This is a genomic window from Vibrio sp. B1FIG11, from assembly GCF_905175335.1.
In the GTDB taxonomy this organism is placed as follows: domain Bacteria; phylum Pseudomonadota; class Gammaproteobacteria; order Enterobacterales; family Vibrionaceae; genus Vibrio; species Vibrio campbellii.
Window position 1 is genome coordinate 3,565,670 of sequence record NZ_HG992751.1, and the last position, 17,302, is coordinate 3,582,971.

12 protein-coding genes, 4 tRNA genes and 2 rRNA genes are annotated in these 17,302 nt (G+C 47.4%); 5 read left to right on the forward strand and 13 right to left on the reverse strand.

Features of this window, described 5'->3' with window-relative positions:
* Positions 1–26: 26 nt before the first annotated feature.
* The 9 genes from KHO06_RS16565 to KHO06_RS16605 form a co-directional block, all read right to left on the reverse strand.
* Positions 27–2,916, reverse strand: a 23S ribosomal RNA gene (locus KHO06_RS16565).
* A gap of 263 nt (positions 2,917–3,179) precedes the next feature.
* Positions 3,180–3,255: transfer RNA gene (locus KHO06_RS16570), tRNA-Val, on the reverse strand.
* Positions 3,256–3,290: 35 nt separating this feature from the next.
* Positions 3,291–3,366 (reverse strand) — tRNA-Ala (locus KHO06_RS16575).
* A gap of 9 nt (positions 3,367–3,375) precedes the next feature.
* Positions 3,376–3,451 (reverse strand) — tRNA-Lys (locus tag KHO06_RS16580).
* A gap of 2 nt (positions 3,452–3,453) precedes the next feature.
* A tRNA-Glu gene (locus KHO06_RS16585) sits at positions 3,454–3,529 on the reverse strand.
* A gap of 91 nt (positions 3,530–3,620) precedes the next feature.
* Positions 3,621–5,173 (reverse strand): 16S ribosomal RNA (locus tag KHO06_RS16590).
* Together the 16S and 23S rRNA genes with 4 tRNA genes alongside form the textbook arrangement of a ribosomal RNA operon.
* A gap of 440 nt (positions 5,174–5,613) precedes the next feature.
* On the reverse strand, positions 5,614–6,141 hold the full coding sequence (hemG, locus tag KHO06_RS16595) for a menaquinone-dependent protoporphyrinogen IX dehydrogenase (protein ID WP_212581889.1): 528 nt from the start codon (positions 6,139–6,141) through the stop codon (positions 5,614–5,616).
* Positions 6,142–6,150: 9 nt separating this feature from the next.
* Positions 6,151–7,608 carry a TrkH family potassium uptake protein gene (locus KHO06_RS16600; RefSeq protein WP_005426035.1) on the reverse strand — a complete coding sequence of 486 codons (1,458 nt, stop codon included), beginning with the start codon at positions 7,606–7,608 and terminating at the stop codon, positions 6,151–6,153.
* A gap of 46 nt (positions 7,609–7,654) precedes the next feature.
* The gene (locus KHO06_RS16605) at positions 7,655–8,278 is read right to left on the reverse strand and encodes a YigZ family protein (RefSeq protein WP_009699111.1); all 624 of its coding nucleotides are present in this window, start codon (positions 8,276–8,278) and stop codon (positions 7,655–7,657) included.
* Between the two features lie 268 nt (positions 8,279–8,546).
* On the opposite strand from KHO06_RS16605, the gene fadB reads away from it, so the two are divergent.
* The 3 genes from fadB (at position 8,547) to KHO06_RS16620 (ending at position 13,125) form a co-directional block, all read left to right on the forward strand.
* Positions 8,547–10,718, forward strand: a complete 2,172-nt coding sequence (fadB, locus tag KHO06_RS16610) for a fatty acid oxidation complex subunit alpha FadB (RefSeq protein WP_212581890.1) — start codon at positions 8,547–8,549, stop codon at positions 10,716–10,718.
* A 14-nt stretch (positions 10,719–10,732) separates the two neighbouring features.
* Positions 10,733–11,908, forward strand: a complete 1,176-nt coding sequence (gene fadA / locus KHO06_RS16615; RefSeq protein ID WP_020195206.1) for an acetyl-CoA C-acyltransferase FadA — start codon at positions 10,733–10,735, stop codon at positions 11,906–11,908.
* 236 nt (positions 11,909–12,144) lie between these two features.
* Entirely contained in the window at positions 12,145–13,125 is a 981-nt protein-coding gene (locus KHO06_RS16620; protein ID WP_009708064.1) for an MDR family oxidoreductase, read from the forward strand.
* A 73-nt stretch (positions 13,126–13,198) separates the two neighbouring features.
* Here KHO06_RS16620 and KHO06_RS16625 read toward each other — a convergent pair whose 3' ends face one another.
* A complete protein-coding gene (locus tag KHO06_RS16625; protein ID WP_038892429.1) occupies positions 13,199–14,140 on the reverse strand; it encodes a LysR family transcriptional regulator in 942 nt (313 codons plus the stop codon).
* Positions 14,141–14,307: 167 nt separating this feature from the next.
* A complete protein-coding gene (locus KHO06_RS16630) occupies positions 14,308–14,490 on the reverse strand; it encodes a hypothetical protein (RefSeq protein WP_005426049.1) in 183 nt (60 codons plus the stop codon).
* Positions 14,491–14,622: 132 nt separating this feature from the next.
* Here KHO06_RS16630 and tusA point away from each other — a divergent pair, with 132 nt between their 5' ends.
* Entirely contained in the window at positions 14,623–14,871 is a 249-nt protein-coding gene (tusA, locus tag KHO06_RS16635; RefSeq protein WP_005426051.1) for a sulfurtransferase TusA, read from the forward strand.
* A 44-nt stretch (positions 14,872–14,915) separates the two neighbouring features.
* Here tusA and KHO06_RS16640 read toward each other — a convergent pair whose 3' ends face one another.
* Positions 14,916–15,176: a hypothetical protein gene (locus KHO06_RS16640; protein WP_005426054.1), complete on the reverse strand. Its 261-nt coding sequence runs from the start codon at positions 15,174–15,176 to the stop codon at positions 14,916–14,918.
* A 158-nt stretch (positions 15,177–15,334) separates the two neighbouring features.
* Positions 15,335–15,889: a TMEM165/GDT1 family protein gene (locus KHO06_RS16645; protein WP_005426057.1), complete on the reverse strand. Its 555-nt coding sequence runs from the start codon at positions 15,887–15,889 to the stop codon at positions 15,335–15,337.
* Between the two features lie 483 nt (positions 15,890–16,372).
* Here KHO06_RS16645 and glyQ point away from each other — a divergent pair, with 483 nt between their 5' ends.
* Positions 16,373–17,290, forward strand: coding sequence for a glycine--tRNA ligase subunit alpha (glyQ, locus tag KHO06_RS16650; protein ID WP_038885249.1), 918 nt, complete (start codon positions 16,373–16,375; stop codon positions 17,288–17,290).
* Positions 17,291–17,302: the final 12 nt, after the last annotated feature.

Here is a 17,302-nt window from a genome sequence, read left to right on the forward strand (position 1 = left end):
GTCCATCAAAACCCCTTGGGTGTTGTATGGTTAAGCCTCACGGGCAATTAGTACAGGTTAGCTCAACGCCTCACAACGCTTACACACCCTGCCTATCAACGTTCTAGTCTCGAACAACCCTTTAGGATACTTAAAGTATCAGGGAAGACTCATCTCAGGGCTCGCTTCCCGCTTAGATGCTTTCAGCGGTTATCGATTCCGAACTTAGCTACCGGGCAATGCGTCTGGCGACACAACCCGAACACCAGAGGTTCGTCCACTCCGGTCCTCTCGTACTAGGAGCAGCCCCCTTCAATCTTCCAACGCCCACGGCAGATAGGGACCGAACTGTCTCACGACGTTCTAAACCCAGCTCGCGTACCACTTTAAATGGCGAACAGCCATACCCTTGGGACCGACTTCAGCCCCAGGATGTGATGAGCCGACATCGAGGTGCCAAACACCGCCGTCGATATGAACTCTTGGGCGGTATCAGCCTGTTATCCCCGGAGTACCTTTTATCCGTTGAGCGATGGCCCTTCCATTCAGAACCACCGGATCACTATGACCTGCTTTCGCACCTGCTCGAATTGTCATTCTCGCAGTCAAGCGGGCTTATGCCATTGCACTAACCTCACGATGTCCAACCGTGATTAGCCCACCTTCGTGCTCCTCCGTTACGCTTTGGGAGGAGACCGCCCCAGTCAAACTACCCACCAGGCACTGTCCGCAACCCCGATGAGGGGTCAACGTTAGAACATCAACACTACAAGGGTGGTATTTCAAGGACGGCTCCACTAATACTGGCGTACTAGTTTCAAAGCCTCCCACCTATCCTACACATGTAGGGTCAATGTTCAGTGCCAAGCTGTAGTAAAGGTTCACGGGGTCTTTCCGTCTAGCCGCGGGTACACTGCATCTTCACAGCGATTTCAATTTCACTGAGTCTCGGGTGGAGACAGCGTGGCCATCATTACGCCATTCGTGCAGGTCGGAACTTACCCGACAAGGAATTTCGCTACCTTAGGACCGTTATAGTTACGGCCGCCGTTTACCGGGGCTTCGATCAAGAGCTTCGACCGAAGTCTAACCCCATCAATTAACCTTCCGGCACCGGGCAGGCGTCACACCGTATACGTCATCTTACGATTTTGCACAGTGCTGTGTTTTTAATAAACAGTTGCAGCCACCTGGTATCTGCGACTCTCAATAGCTCCATCCGCAAGGGACTTCACCGTCGAGAGCGTACCTTCTCCCGAAGTTACGGTACCATTTTGCCTAGTTCCTTCACCCGAGTTCTCTCAAGCGCCTTGGTATTCTCTACCCGACCACCTGTGTCGGTTTGGGGTACGATTCCTTACAATCTGAAGCTTAGAGGCTTTTCCTGGAAGCATGGCATCAATGACTTCACTACCGTAGTAGCTCGACGTCGTGTCTCAGCCTTAAGAAGAGCCGGATTTACCTAACTCTTCAGCCTACGCACTTGAACCTGGACAACCGTCGCCAGGCCCACCTAGCCTTCTCCGTCCCCCCATCGCAATTGTAAGAAGTACGGGAATATTAACCCGTTTCCCATCGACTACGCCTTTCGGCCTCGCCTTAGGGGTCGACTTACCCTGCCCCGATTAACGTTGGACAGGAACCCTTGGTCTTCCGGCGAGGAGGTTTTTCACCCCCTTTATCGTTACTCATGTCAGCATTCGCACTTCTGATACGTCCAGCATGCGTTACCACACACCTTCAACCGCTTACAGAACGCTCCCCTACCCAATGCACTAAAGTGCATTGCCGCAGCTTCGGTTTACTACTTAGCCCCGTTACATCTTCCGCGCAGGCCGACTCGACCAGTGAGCTATTACGCTTTCTTTAAATGATGGCTGCTTCTAAGCCAACATCCTGGCTGTCTGAGCCTTCCCACATCGTTTCCCACTTAGTAGTAATTTGGGACCTTAGCTGGCGGTCTGGGTTGTTTCCCTCTCCACGACGGACGTTAGCACCCGCCGTGTGTCTCCCGGATAGTACTTACTGGTATTCGGAGTTTGCAAAGGGTTGGTAAGTCGGGATGACCCCCTAGCCTTAACAGTGCTCTACCCCCAGTAGTATTCGTCCGAGGCGCTACCTAAATAGCTTTCGGGGAGAACCAGCTATCTCCAGGTTTGATTGGCCTTTCACCCCTAGCCACAAGTCATCCGCTAATTTTTCAACATTAGTCGGTTCGGTCCTCCAGTTGATGTTACTCAACCTTCAACCTGCCCATGGCTAGATCACCTGGTTTCGGGTCTATATCCAGAGACTGAACGCCCAGTTAAGACTCGGTTTCCCTACGGCTCCCCTAGATGGTTAACCTTGCCACTGAATATAAGTCGCTGACCCATTATACAAAAGGTACGCAGTCACACCACGAAGGTGCTCCTACTGCTTGTACGTACACGGTTTCAGGTTCTATTTCACTCCCCTCACAGGGGTTCTTTTCGCCTTTCCCTCACGGTACTGGTTCACTATCGGTCAGTCAGTAGTATTTAGCCTTGGAGGATGGTCCCCCCATATTCAGACAGGATATCACGTGTCCCGCCCTACTCGATTTCACTTTAAATGCGTTGCCGGTTACGGGGCTATCACCCTGTATCGCACAACTTTCCAGAAGTTTCACCTGACGCATAAAAAGCTTAAGGGCTAATCCAATTTCGCTCGCCGCTACTTTCGGAATCTCGGTTGATTTCTTTTCCTCGGGGTACTTAGATGTTTCAGTTCCCCCGGTTCGCCTCGCTGCGCTATGTATTCACGCAACGATACTAGCTTATGCTAGTGGGTTTCCCCATTCGGAAATCCCAGACTCAAATGGTTTTTACTACCTAATCTGGGCTTATCGCAAGTTAATACGTCCTTCATCGCCTCTGACTGCCAAGGCATCCACCGTGTACGCTTAGTCACTTAACCATACAACCCGAAGGAGTTTCGAGTTGAAGTCAAATCACCAAAGTTGTCTGCAATTTTTATACATGATGCAGACTCGATTTTGCCGGACTCAAATTCCAAGAACACTTGAATGTGTTGTATTGGTGTTTGTCATAAAGACAAACATTGAGAACTTTACAAACAAACTTAAAAGTTTGTTTTGTCAGCTTTCCAAATTGTTAAAGAGCTAATCACTTCTAATGAAGTAACCATTTTTAAAAGCACTCATCGAGTGCGCTTAAAGATGGTGGGCGATACCGGGCTCGAACCAGTGACCCCCTGCTTGTAAGGCAGGTGCTCTCCCAACTGAGCTAATCGCCCACATTAGTTTTACGTCATGTGGTAGACGTCTCGAATGGTGGAGCTATGCGGGATCGAACCGCAGACCTCCTGCGTGCAAGGCAGGCGCTCTCCCAGCTGAGCTATAGCCCCATCGAGAAATGGTGGGTCGTGCAGGATTCGAACCTGCGACCAATTGATTAAAAGTCAACTGCTCTACCAACTGAGCTAACGACCCAATGGTATCCCGTAGGGGAGTCGAACCCCTGTTACCGCCGTGAAAGGGCGGTGTCCTAGGCCTCTAGACGAACGGGACACTAAGTTGAACATCTTGGGAGATGTTCTATCTCTTTTACTTTATAAACCGTATCAATCTGTGTGGACACTCATCGTGAATAATCATCGTATAAGGAGGTGATCCAGCGCCAGGTTCCCCTAGCGCTACCTTGTTACGACTTCACCCCAGTCATGAACCACAAAGTGGTAAGCGTCCTCCCGAAGGTTAAACTACCTACTTCTTTTGCAGCCCACTCCCATGGTGTGACGGGCGGTGTGTACAAGGCCCGGGAACGTATTCACCGTGGCATTCTGATCCACGATTACTAGCGATTCCGACTTCACGGAGTCGAGTTGCAGACTCCGATCCGGACTACGACGCACTTTTTGGGATTCGCTCACTCTCGCAAGTTGGCCGCCCTCTGTATGCGCCATTGTAGCACGTGTGTAGCCCTACTCGTAAGGGCCATGATGACTTGACGTCGTCCCCACCTTCCTCCGGTTTATCACCGGCAGTCTCCCTGGAGTTCCCGACATTACTCGCTGGCAAACAAGGATAAGGGTTGCGCTCGTTGCGGGACTTAACCCAACATTTCACAACACGAGCTGACGACAGCCATGCAGCACCTGTCTCAGAGTTCCCGAAGGCACCAATCCATCTCTGGAAAGTTCTCTGGATGTCAAGAGTAGGTAAGGTTCTTCGCGTTGCATCGAATTAAACCACATGCTCCACCGCTTGTGCGGGCCCCCGTCAATTCATTTGAGTTTTAATCTTGCGACCGTACTCCCCAGGCGGTCTACTTAACGCGTTAGCTCCGAAAGCCACGGCTCAAGGCCACAACCTCCAAGTAGACATCGTTTACGGCGTGGACTACCAGGGTATCTAATCCTGTTTGCTCCCCACGCTTTCGCATCTGAGTGTCAGTATCTGTCCAGGGGGCCGCCTTCGCCACCGGTATTCCTTCAGATCTCTACGCATTTCACCGCTACACCTGAAATTCTACCCCCCTCTACAGTACTCTAGTCTGCCAGTTTCAAATGCAATTCCGAGGTTGAGCCCCGGGCTTTCACATCTGACTTAACAAACCACCTGCATGCGCTTTACGCCCAGTAATTCCGATTAACGCTCGCACCCTCCGTATTACCGCGGCTGCTGGCACGGAGTTAGCCGGTGCTTCTTCTGTCGCTAACGTCAAATAATGCAGCTATTAACTACACTACCTTCCTCACGACTGAAAGTGCTTTACAACCCGAAGGCCTTCTTCACACACGCGGCATGGCTGCATCAGGCTTGCGCCCATTGTGCAATATTCCCCACTGCTGCCTCCCGTAGGAGTCTGGACCGTGTCTCAGTTCCAGTGTGGCTGATCATCCTCTCAGACCAGCTAGGGATCGTCGCCTTGGTGAGCCCTTACCTCACCAACTAGCTAATCCCACCTAGGCATATCCTGACGCGAGAGGCCCGAAGGTCCCCCTCTTTGGCCCGTAGGCATTATGCGGTATTAGCCATCGTTTCCAATGGTTATCCCCCACATCAGGGCAATTTCCTAGGCATTACTCACCCGTCCGCCGCTCGACGCCGTTATCGTTCCCCGAAGGTTCAGATAACTCGTTTCCGCTCGACTTGCATGTGTTAGGCCTGCCGCCAGCGTTCAATCTGAGCCATGATCAAACTCTTCAATTTAAGATTTTGTTCGGCTCAATGAATACTGAACATTACATAAAGTAATGTTTGAATTGACTGTGCTGAATCTTTCGATTCAATGGTCACTTCGTTTCATTGAAACCTAATTTGAAACCGAAGTTTCTAATTGGATTATCATCAACGAGCGCCCACACAGATTGATAGGTCTATATTGTTAAAGAGCTTTCCTATTGAGCTTTGCTCAAATCGGACGGCCATTTTAGCGAGTTAAAGTTTAGTGTCAATCACTTTTTTCAAGCGTTTCCGCTTGGCTAATTGGCTAGCTAACTCAACCTCGTTTCTTTCGAAGCGTTGCCGTGTCAGCGAGGTGGCATTATAGAGATTGCGATCACATTGGCAAGCCCTTTTTCTCTTGTTTTTTGTTTTTTTTATCGTTCGGATAAATTTGCATCAAAAGCGGTCAAAAGAGCACGTTATTTCTACAGTTTTTTGAATTTATCTGCGAAAAGAGCCACTTTTTCCCAATTGGTGTATTCCACCTCTTTAGTCGTATCGGTTTCGCCACCAGTCATCGACATAATGAACTTAATCATAGTTCTATCGAACCAGCTGTAACGTGGGTAATAAAGTGCACCAGCAAAAACACCAATTAAGGTTGGTTTCCATGGCGACTTAATTAGGAACTTACGAATGTAAGCACTGCCTTCAGGCGTATCCTTTCCTTGGTCTTCTTTACGAGCGGTTAGGTTTACGCAGAAAAATGCCACTTTACTTTGCTCTAGTTGAGTTAGGTTTTTCTCAATAAACTGGTATAGCTTCTTATTAAGATGGCCATAACGAATAGATGCGCCAATCAATACTCTGTCGTATTGGCTGAAGTCCATCGCCTCTACATTATGTAAATCCACCAGCTCGCAATCGAAGTCTGGTAGTTGTTCATCTATATAGTGGAGAATTTTTTTCGTCTGCCCTTCACGGGAAGAGTATAGAAATAATGCTTTTGCCACGATTTCCCCTTAGCTACGCCAAAACGTCGGCGTAAGTAGAATAAGTAAGGTAAAGATTTCCAAACGACCAAACAACATAGAAACAATCAATACCCATTTTGCTTTATCGTTAACATCACCAAAGTGAAGTGCCACTTCTCCCAAGCCCGGGCCAAGGTTATTCAATGTTGCCGCTACCGCGGAGAACGCACTTAGTTCATCCATTCCAGTAGCAATCAAACACAGCATGCAAACCACAAATACCAGCGCATAAGCAGAGAAGAATCCCCAAACCGCATCAACGACACGTTGTGGTAGTGCACTGCCACCGACTTTAATGGTGTAAACCGCACGAGGGTGGACCAAGCGCTTCAGCTCACGAGCACCTTGTAAGGTCAGTAACAGAATACGGATCACTTTCATACCGCCACCAGTCGAACCAGCACAACCGCCTATAAAAGACGAGAACAACAGCAACACTGGTAAGAACAATGGCCAATCAGCAAAACCGGTTGTAGTAAAACCAGCAGTAGTAGATATAGACACGGTTTGGAATAGCGCCTGATCAAAAGCGTCATATGGCGAGTCATATGAGTGGTGATTCAACAATAATAGGAAGCACACCAAAAATAAGACAACTTGTATGAAGATGAACGCACGGAACTCTGGATCTTTCCAATAGTATTTAGGATGCACGCCGCCGGATGCAAACGCGGCGAAGTGCAAAGAGTAGTTACATGCCGAAATCAACAAGAAGACAACGGTAATCATGTTAATGGCATAGCTATCGAAATAGCCCATGCTGGCGTCGTGTGTGGAGAAACCACCGATGGCAATCGTAGAGAAGCTATGACTAATAGCATCAAACGGTGTCATACCTGCTAACCAAAATGCCAAGGCACACGCAATAGTCAGACTCAAATAGATGTACCACAGTGCTTTTGCTGTCTCAGCAATACGCGGGGTCATCTTAGTATCTTTAACCGGTCCTGGTATTTCAGCTCGATACAGCTGCATACCACCGATACCAAGAACAGGAAGAATGGCTACCGCCAACACGATGATACCCATGCCGCCAAACCATTGCAGTAGCTGACGATAAAATAAGATCGCTTTTGGCAGTTCGTCGAGCCCGACAATGACCGTCGCTCCCGTTGTCGTTAAAGCAGAGAAAGACTCAAAAAATGCGTCAGTCACAGATACATTGGGATTATCTGAGATAAGGAAAGGAATAGAGCCCGCACTGCCAAGTACAGTCCAGAAAAGAACAACAATAAGGAAGCCGTCACGCGCTTTAAGCTCGTGTTTATGCCTGCGGTTTGGGAACCAACATATCCCACCACATACGAGAAGTACGAAGAAAGTCGTGACAAAAGGTACACCCGCACCATCTCGATAGATAAGCGCAACCAGCGCAGGCGCGAGCATTGTGACACTAAAAAGTGCGAGCAATAGCCCGACGATTCGAATAATTGAACGAAATTGCATGGATTGATTGACTAGCGAAGCTGTCCCTGTGGCTTCCTATTTTTCATTATTGTCCGTCTAGTGGGGTGACAATTGCCTTTGCACCACTTTTGTTGATGATAGCTTGGGTAAACGCGCTCACTTCACGCAGCTCAATTTCCACCACTAATACCACCTGATCGCTGTATTCAGCATCCACTTCAACCGCACCAAACTGGGGCATAAGCGACTGTGCGATAGGCATAAACCCATAGTCTAACTCTAGTCGGAGTTTTGTGGTTATTTTTTTCTCAATTGTTTGAAGCAGCTTGAGCGCTTGTTGCACTCCACCACCATAAGCTTTGACCAAACCGCCTGTGCCAAGCTTAATGCCGCCAGAGTAACGAGTGACCACCGCAGTGATCTCTCCAACTCCAGAGCCAGACAGCTGTGCGAGGATTGGTTTACCTGCCGTCCCTGAAGGTTCTCCATCATCACTAAAGCCCCACTTCATCGAATCTTCTGGTCGACCAGCAACAAATCCCCAGCAGTTGTGCCTTGCATCAGAATGTTTGGTTTTGATCTGCTCAACGAATGCTTTCGCCGCTTCCACGCTTGGTGTATGCGCTAAGTAAGTAATAAAGACACTCTTTTTAATCTCTTCTTCAAATTGAGCTGGTTGGGCAGGAATCAGATAAGGCAGGTCATTCATAGGATTAGGTCACTTTTCTCTTTGTTCAAAGTCTATCACGAGACGGAATTGTGAGTCGCATAAGATCTGCACCAGCGCACAATGTTAAACACTTGTTTAAAAAATGTGTTGAAATTAACCAATCCGAGGTCCAAACTAACTTCACTGGTCAAACCAGAACAACAAATATAACGACTTTCCTCTATATCTATTTGTTGCCCTACAGGCGCTCAGCCCGCATCAAATCGGTATACAGACAATCCAAGATTGTATGTCATGGAGATAGACAATGATTTACCAAGCCGAAACCCTACAGGTAAAGGAAGTACAAGATGGTATTGCAGAACTAAGCTTCTGCTCTCCAAAATCCGTTAACAAGCTCGACCTAGCGACACTAGAGTCACTCGACAAAGCCCTTGATGCACTAAAAGCGCACCAAGGACTGAAGGGCTTGATGCTCACCTCAGATAAAGACGCGTTCATTGTTGGCGCTGATATCACCGAATTCTTAGGTCTTTTCGCTAAGACAGACGCTGAACTCGATCAGTGGCTACAATTTGCTAACAGCATCTTTAACAAGCTGGAAGACTTACCGGTCCCGACTATCTCGGTACTAAAAGGTCACACGTTAGGTGGCGGTTGTGAGTGCGTGCTTGCAACTGACATACGAATTGGTGACAAGACCACCAGCATCGGTCTGCCAGAAACAAAACTGGGCATCATGCCGGGCTTTGGTGGTTGTGTGCGCCTGCCACGTGTTATTGGCGCCGACAGTGCGATGGAAGTGATCACACAAGGCAAAGCGTGTCGTGCGGATGAGGCATTAAAGATTGGTCTTCTTGATGCGGTTGTTGATAGCGACGCACTTTACGAGTCAGCACTCAAGACAATTACCTCGGCAATCAACGAGAAGTTGGACTGGCAAGCTCGTCGTAAGCAAAAGACATCACCACTTACGTTAAGTAAGCTCGAATCAATGATGAGCTTTACCATGGCGAAAGGTCTGGTGGCACAAAAAGCAGGTCCTCACTACCCAGCACCAATGACTGCCGTTATTACTATTGAAGAAGGCGCTCGCTTCGCTCGTAACGAAGCACTCGACATTGAGCGTAAACACTTCGTAAAACTGGCTAAGTCTGAAGAAGCAAAATCACTGGTTGGTTTGTTCCTTAACGACCAATACATTAAAGGGCTTGCGAAAAAATCCGCTAAGTCAACGAGTAAAGACACGCAACGTGCGGCTGTGCTTGGTGCGGGCATTATGGGCGGCGGCATCGCCTACCAATCTGCATTAAAAGGCGTACCGGTGTTAATGAAAGACATCGCGCAACCTTCACTCGATTTAGGCATTACTGAAGCATCTAAGCTACTAAATAAACGCTTATCTCGTGGTCGCATTGATGGCTTTAAGATGGCTGGTATTTTAGCGTCTATCACACCAAGCCTACATTACGCAGGCATCGAAGAATCAGACGTGATTGTTGAAGCCGTAGTAGAAAACCCGAAAGTAAAAGCAGCAGTTTTGAGTGAAGTCGAATCACATGTCGGTGAAGACACGGTTATCACCTCAAACACCTCGACGATTCCAATCAATCTATTAGCGAAATCGCTAAAACGTCCAGAAAACTTCTGTGGCATGCACTTCTTCAACCCAGTGCACCGCATGCCTCTTGTTGAGATCATCCGTGGTGAACATACCTCTGATGAAACCATCAATCGTGTTGTCGCCTACGCAGCGAAAATGGGCAAATCACCAATTGTCGTCAATGACTGCCCTGGGTTCTTTGTAAACCGCGTATTGTTCCCATACTTTGGTGGCTTTAGCATGCTACTTCGTGATGGCGCGGACTTTACGAAAATCGACAAAATCATGGAACGTAAGTTTGGCTGGCCGATGGGACCTGCATACTTGCTCGATGTTGTTGGTATTGATACTGCTCACCACGCACAAGCCGTTATGGCGCAAGGTTTCCCTGAGCGTATGGGCAAACAAGGTCGTGACGCGATCGATGCACTATTCGAAGCAAGCAAATACGGTCAGAAGAATGGCAGTGGCTTCTACAGCTACACCATAGATAGAAAAGGTAAGCCGAAGAAAACCTTCTCTGAAGAAATCTTGCCGGTACTTGCTGACGTTTGTGCCGATAAGCAGGACTTTGACGAACAAACCATCATTCAACGTATGATGATTCCAATGATCAACGAAGTGGTACTGTGTCTACAAGAAGGCATCATTGCCACTCCACAAGAAGCGGATATGGCACTGGTTTACGGTCTTGGTTTCCCTCCATTCCGCGGCGGCGTATTCCGCTACCTAGATAGCGTAGGTATTGCTGAGTTTGTTGCAATGGCAAAACAATACTCAGAGCTTGGTGCTATGTACCAAGTACCACAGATGCTGATTGATATGGCGGCGAAAGGTGAAAGCTTTTACGGTGCACAACAGCAAGGTTCTATCTAAGGAGGGATTCTAAAATGACTAATCAAACAAGAAATGTTGTCGTAGTCGATTGTCTACGTACACCAATGGGTCGCTCTAAAGGTGGTGCTTTCCGTCATACACGAGCAGAAGATCTATCTGCGCGCCTGATGAAGGGCATTCTTGCGCGTAACCCACAGGTAAACCCAAGCGAGATTGAAGATATCTACTGGGGCTGTGTACAACAAACCCTAGAACAAGGCTTTAACGTGGCACGTAATGCGGCGCTACTTGCTGGTCTACCAATTGAGATTGGCGCCGTGACGGTTAACCGCCTGTGTGGTTCATCCATGCAAGCGCTTCACGACGGTACACGTGCCATTATGACGGGTGACGCTGAAATCTGCCTAATTGGTGGTGTTGAGCACATGGGACACGTACCAATGAACCACGGCGTGGACTTCCACCCTGGCATGTCAAAGACAGTTGCAAAAGCAGCCGGCATGATGGGCTTAACAGCAGAAATGCTTGGTAAGCTGCATGGCATTAGCCGTGAGCAACAAGACGAGTTTGCTGCGCGCTCTCATGCTCGTGCACATGCTGCAACCCTAGAGGGTCGTTTTAAAAACGAAATCCTACCAATTGAAGGTCATGCGGCTGACGGCACGCTGTTCACTCTGGATTACGATGAAGTGATTCGCCCTGAAACGTCAGTTGAAGGTCTATCTCAACTTCGTCCTGTTTTCGATCCAGCAAACGGCACAGTAACAGCCGGTACATCATCGGCGCTGTCTGATGGTGCATCCGCGATGTTGATCATGAGCGAAGAGAAAGCCAATGAACTTGGTTTGAAGATTCGTGCACGCATTAAAGGTATGGCAATTGCCGGCTGTGATCCTTCTATCATGGGTTACGGTCCTGTACCTGCGACGCAAAAAGCACTCAAGCGTGCAGGTCTTTCAATTGAAGACATGGATGTAGTTGAGCTAAACGAAGCATTTGCCGCGCAGTCTCTACCATGTGCTAAAGACTTGGGTCTGCTTGATGTGATGGATGAGAAGGTCAACCTTAACGGGGGTGCGATTGCATTGGGTCACCCGCTTGGTTGTTCTGGCTCACGTATCTCAACAACGTTAATCAACCTTATGGAAGCGAAAGACGCGAAATATGGTCTGGCAACCATGTGTATCGGTTTAGGCCAGGGTATTGCGACCGTATTTGAACGACCTTAGGTTATTTGAGAATCACAGCAAATACTCCAATACTGAAAAGTTTTAGGGTTACACTTAAGGGCGGCATCTGATGTCGCCCTTTGTTTTACGCCAAACATTGCTTACATGCACAATAAGCATACATTAAATGCTCAAGTTTCATTTTATTCATAGACAAAGAAGACATACACTTAGCAGCAGTTGATATCTTGCTGCATGTGACCCAGAGTCACGCTACCGCACAATCGGAGAACCTTATGTTTAATGCTCTAGTTCTAAATCAAGAAGACAAACGTACTATCGCTAGCATCGAGCAAATCGATGAAACACAACTGCCTGAAGGCGACGTTCTGATTGACGTTGATTACTCATCGTTGAACTACAAAGACGGTCTTGCAATTACAGGTAAAGGTAAAATCATCCGTAACTTCCCGATGGTGCCGGGTATTGACCTAGCAGGTACAGTAGTAAGCTCAGAAGACGACCGCTACCAAGCAGGCGACAAAGTTGTTCTTACTGGTTGGGGTGTAGGTGAAAACCATTGGGGCGGTATGTCTCAACGTGCTCGTCTAAAAGCGGATTGGCTAGTACCTCTACCAAAAGGTCTGGACAGCAAGAAAGCAATGATGGTTGGTACTGCTGGCTTCACGGGCATGCTATGTGTTCAAGCACTGCTTGATGCAGGTATCAAACCTGAAAATGGCGAAATCCTAGTAACTGGCGCAAGTGGCGGTGTAGGCTCAGTAGCCGTAACGCTTCTAGCACAGCTTGGCTACAAAGTTGCTGCAGTAACAGGTCGCGTAGAGAAAAACGGCCCACTACTAGAAAAACTTGGTGCTAGCCGTATCATCGACCGCGTTGAATTTGAAGAGCCAGCACGCCCGCTTGAAAAGCAAGTATGGGCAGGTGCCGTTGATACTGTGGGCAGTAAAGTACTAGCAAAAGTATTGGCACAAATGGATTACAACAGTGCAGTTGCGGCTTGTGGCCTTGCAGGTGGCTTCGATCTACCGACGACAGTGATGCCATTCATTCTACGTAACGTTCGTCTACAAGGTGTGGATTCTGTTTCATGCCCATTTGAAAAACGTACTGCAGCATGGGAAAAATTGGTTGAGCTACTACCAGACAGCTACTTCGAACAAGCTTGTACTGAAGTTGAACTAGCAGAAGCACCAAAATACGCTGAAGACATCACAAACGGCCAAGTAACTGGTCGTGTGGTTATCAAGCTATAAGCGTTAACTCTTCGATAGAATAAACAAAGCCGGGTCATTGCCCGGCTTTTTGCTATTTCGATTTTCGGAAACATCAGTCCAATCCCATATCTTCAATTCGCTTGGCAATAAGACGACTACATTCTTCACGAACCACCGCACGCAACCATTCTTGAGCGGGAGAGTGCTCGCAACGTGCGTGCCAAATCATCGAATATTCAAACGGCGTGAATTGGAATGGTAATGGCTTCACCACCAAGTCATAACGATCAGCAACCAAGTACGCTAAATCGGCAGGTACGGTAATAATAATTGGCAGAGTATCGACAATCGCTAGCGCTGCTTCCAGGTGATAAGCGCGCAATACCATCTGGCGTTGTGGCTTCTCCACCAGCGCTTGCTCAATCAGTGCCTTAACCCCATCACTGATGGCAATCATGGCATGCGGATGACTGAGATAATCATCCAGACTCATCTCTTTCTCAGCTAGCGGATGCTGCTTAGATAGCAGACACAACACACCAACTCGCCCTAGCACTTCACTACGCAGTGGCTCCACAGGACCTGTAGGACGACAAATCGCTAAGTCCGCGCCTTCGTATGTTAATTGATCAGATAAACGGTCATGTTGCAGCGGCAAGAAGTTAAACGACACGTTCGGCGCTTCCTGATAGATACGTGGCAATGCAAAAGGCAAAATGGTTTGCATCGCGTAATCAGTTGTCGCGATATTAAACGTTTGATCGCAACTGCGTGGATCAAACTCGCGTGGAGAAAGCAATTGGCGCAGTGATTCCAGCGGCTCACCCAAAGAGCGATCGATTTCTAACGCTTTTTGGGTTGGGATCAAATGCTGACCTTGACGAGTAAACAGTGGGTCACCAAGCAGGTCACGTAAACGCCCCAGTACACGACTCATTGCCGATTGGCTTAAATTGAGACGCGTTGCAGCTTTACTTACACTGCTCTCTTCGATCAGCACACGTAACGCAACCAATAAGTTCAGATCTCGACGATAGATGTCTTCTAATTCCACGATTTGCCACTTAACATGTAGGGGATTTAGATAAATTGTACTCTTCAGGCAAAAAAAATCCCGCCTTTCAGCGGGGAAGCCCAAGAAAAATGGGGATAGTGTCGGAATGAAGTGTCGTTAAACTTGGTGAGCGGTATATCAATAGGTTCCGATTACAGCAAGAAGCGCTAATTTTCTTGCTCAGATGCACCTGACCATTTGTGCATCTCAATCCAAATCCCAATAATTGTTGCACTCATGCCTACGAGAGGCATCAATGAGGTTTCACCTGGCGTCCTAAGTACCAATGCACAGAACGAGATGAAACATAAAACCGAATAGATGGTTAGTCTGTCTAACGCTGTTAACATCGTCTCCCCTTGCCAGTTGTTACCAAATTGTTAATTTAAGGTAAATCAAAAAATTCGGTTTGCCAAGTGGTTATTGAATATTTTTTCAACGAAAGTAAAATTCAATGCTCAGTTAGTTACGAGAATCACACTATGAGTTTTAATCCTGAACTGGCGACCAAAACATTAGAGGCGGAAGGATTACGCTGCCCAGAGCCAGTGATGATGGTCAGGAAGACAATTCGAAACATGCAAGATGGTGAAGTATTGCTAGTAAAAGCGGACGACCCATCTACGACTCGAGATATCCCGAGTTTCTGTCGATTTATGGATCACCAGTTGATAGCGGCACAAACGGAACAACTTCCATACCAGTACCTGATCAAGAAAGGTTTGGAATAATCTCAGCAAGATCAAAAACGGCAGCCCAATAGGCTGCCGTTTGTTTATTCATCGTATTCTAGTGTGCGAACTTCAGATTGTAGCTTATTTAATTGTTTTCTCATTGCACGCATCTCTTCGTGCATAGGAATAATATGTGCGACCCGAATCCATGCTTCTACCGTTAAGCCGGTAAGAATGAAGGTCCCTGCTACAATCGGCAACCACATATCAGTCAGCACCATCGCCAACAAGCACAGCGCCAAACCAAAGGTGAATAAATAACTCTGACTCTTTGGGGACATCCCCATATAACGTGTAAGCATAAACTTGCCCTCTCGCCATCATTCACACCATTAAAGTACCATGACAAGTATGGCACTAATATGTCACCCGTCACGGTCTTGAACGATTTTAAGCCAGAGTTTGAATTCGCGCATTACTTCACTAGTTATTGATAATTAACACCATTTACGTGGAAAAATCAGAATAGTGCTGCACCAATAGCAAGAGCAACAAATAGGAAAGCGGTTACCTTACGAATCAACCCTAAAGGCATCTTATCCGCCGATAGCTTACCGATTAAAACCACAGGCACATTAGCCAGAAGCATACCGATCGTAGTACCAAGAATTACCCAACTCAACGCATCTGCGTATTGCGCACCCAAGATAGAAGTGGCGATCTGAGTTTTGTCGCCAATCTCCGCAACAAAGAAGGCAATAAAACTAGCAATGAATGGGCCTCGGTTAGAGATCTGCTCGTCGTCATCCAGTTTATCTGGGATCAATACCCAAGCCGCCATGGCAACAAAACTGACCACTAGCACCCACTTAAGGACTTCTGGTGAAAGATAATCGGCCACAACCACACCTAACCATGCAGCCAAAGCGTGGTTGGCAATCGTTGCCAAAAAGATCGCTGCAATAATTGGGATTGGTTTGCGGTAACGACTGGCGAGTAATAGAGATAGCAATTGGGTCTTATCGCCAATTTCTGCTAACGCTACAGTAGTAATTGAAATAGCTAAAACGCTCACGACATGCTCATTGGGGCGGGATAATTATTTTTAACCATAGACAAACCTCACGCCCCACCCCGGTTCGTGATGATTTGTCTAAGGTCTTGCTAAACTCATCGGGCTGATGAGTCTCGAGCGCCATGGTGATTTTGCACCAATTATGTTGACGAACGAACCGGATGAAACAGACATTTCATCGAGTAAGCTACTCCCCAAAGACAGGCGCAATTCTAGCCACCTTTTTCCACCACCTCAAGAGCGAAAGCCAGCGAAAACTCCCTTTTAAGAAAAATTCAGCAGATAACGCGGTAAAAATCCATTAAAGGAGAAAATTGCCCACGAATTAATCAAGATTAGCTCTACTCCCATGCTCAATATCTGGGTATACTTGATTGTTAATTTATTCAACCGTAATTACTTTGAATCGCTATTGTTGAGGCAAGAAAACCCAACAAAAGAGACGAATTCATGAGTAATAAGAGAATCGCGCGAACCTGACTTATGCAAAAATACGATATCAAAACCTTCCAGGGAATGATCCTCGCGCTGCAGGATTATTGGGCTCAGAATGGTTGTACCATTGTTCAACCACTAGATATGGAAGTTGGTGCGGGTACCTCTCACCCAATGACCTGTCTACGAGCACTTGGCCCAGAGCCAATGTCTACAGCTTACGTACAACCTTCACGTCGTCCTACTGATGGTCGTTACGGTGAAAACCCTAACCGCCTTCAGCACTACTACCAATTCCAAGTAGCGCTAAAACCATCGCCAGACAATATTCAAGAGTTGTACTTAGGTTCTCTAGAAGTACTTGGTATTGACCCACTTGTACACGACATCCGTTTCGTAGAAGACAACTGGGAAAACCCAACACTAGGCGCATGGGGTCTAGGCTGGGAAGTTTGGCTAAACGGCATGGAAGTGACTCAGTTCACTTACTTCCAGCAAGTTGGCGGCCTTGAGTGTAAACCAGTAACAGGTGAGATCACTTACGGTATCGAACGTCTAGCAATGTACATCCAAGAAGTAGATTCGGTTTACGATCTTACTTGGAACATCGCACCAGATGGCAGCAAAGTGACTTACGGTGATATCTTCCACCAAAACGAAGTAGAGCAATCGACTTACAACTTCGAGCACGCAGACGTTGAATTCCTATTCAGCTTCTTTGAGCAATGTGAAAAAGAGTGTAAAGAGCTGCTTGAGCTTGAAAAGCCACTGCCACTACCAGCTTACGAGCGCATCCTTAAAGCAGGTCACGCATTCAACTTACTAGACGCACGTAAAGCGATCTCAGTAACTGAACGTCAACGTTACATCCTGCGCATCCGCAACCTGACGAAAGCAGTTGCAGAAGCATACTACGCATCGCGTGAAGCTCTTGGCTTCCCAATGTGTAAGAAAGAACAAGCGTAAGGGGCAGAGTAA

Excerpts from the sequence above, each read along its gene's own strand:
- KHO06_RS16620 (WP_009708064.1), top strand. The coding sequence starts at position 12,145 with ATGTTTAATGCTCTAGTTCTAAATCAAGAAGACAAACGTACTATCGCT.
- fadA (WP_020195206.1), top strand. The coding sequence starts at position 10,733 with ATGACTAATCAAACAAGAAATGTTGTCGTAGTCGATTGTCTACGTACA.
- KHO06_RS16640 (WP_005426054.1), bottom strand. The coding sequence starts at position 15,176 with ATGCTTACACGTTATATGGGGATGTCCCCAAAGAGTCAGAGTTATTTA.
- KHO06_RS16600 (WP_005426035.1), bottom strand. The coding sequence starts at position 7,608 with ATGCAATTTCGTTCAATTATTCGAATCGTCGGGCTATTGCTCGCACTT.
- glyQ (WP_038885249.1), top strand. The coding sequence starts at position 16,373 with ATGCAAAAATACGATATCAAAACCTTCCAGGGAATGATCCTCGCGCTG.
- KHO06_RS16630 (WP_005426049.1), bottom strand. The coding sequence starts at position 14,490 with ATGTTAACAGCGTTAGACAGACTAACCATCTATTCGGTTTTATGTTTC.
- KHO06_RS16605 (WP_009699111.1), bottom strand. The coding sequence starts at position 8,278 with ATGAATGACCTGCCTTATCTGATTCCTGCCCAACCAGCTCAATTTGAA.
- fadB (WP_212581890.1), top strand. The coding sequence starts at position 8,547 with ATGATTTACCAAGCCGAAACCCTACAGGTAAAGGAAGTACAAGATGGT.
- tusA (WP_005426051.1), top strand. The coding sequence starts at position 14,623 with ATGAGTTTTAATCCTGAACTGGCGACCAAAACATTAGAGGCGGAAGGA.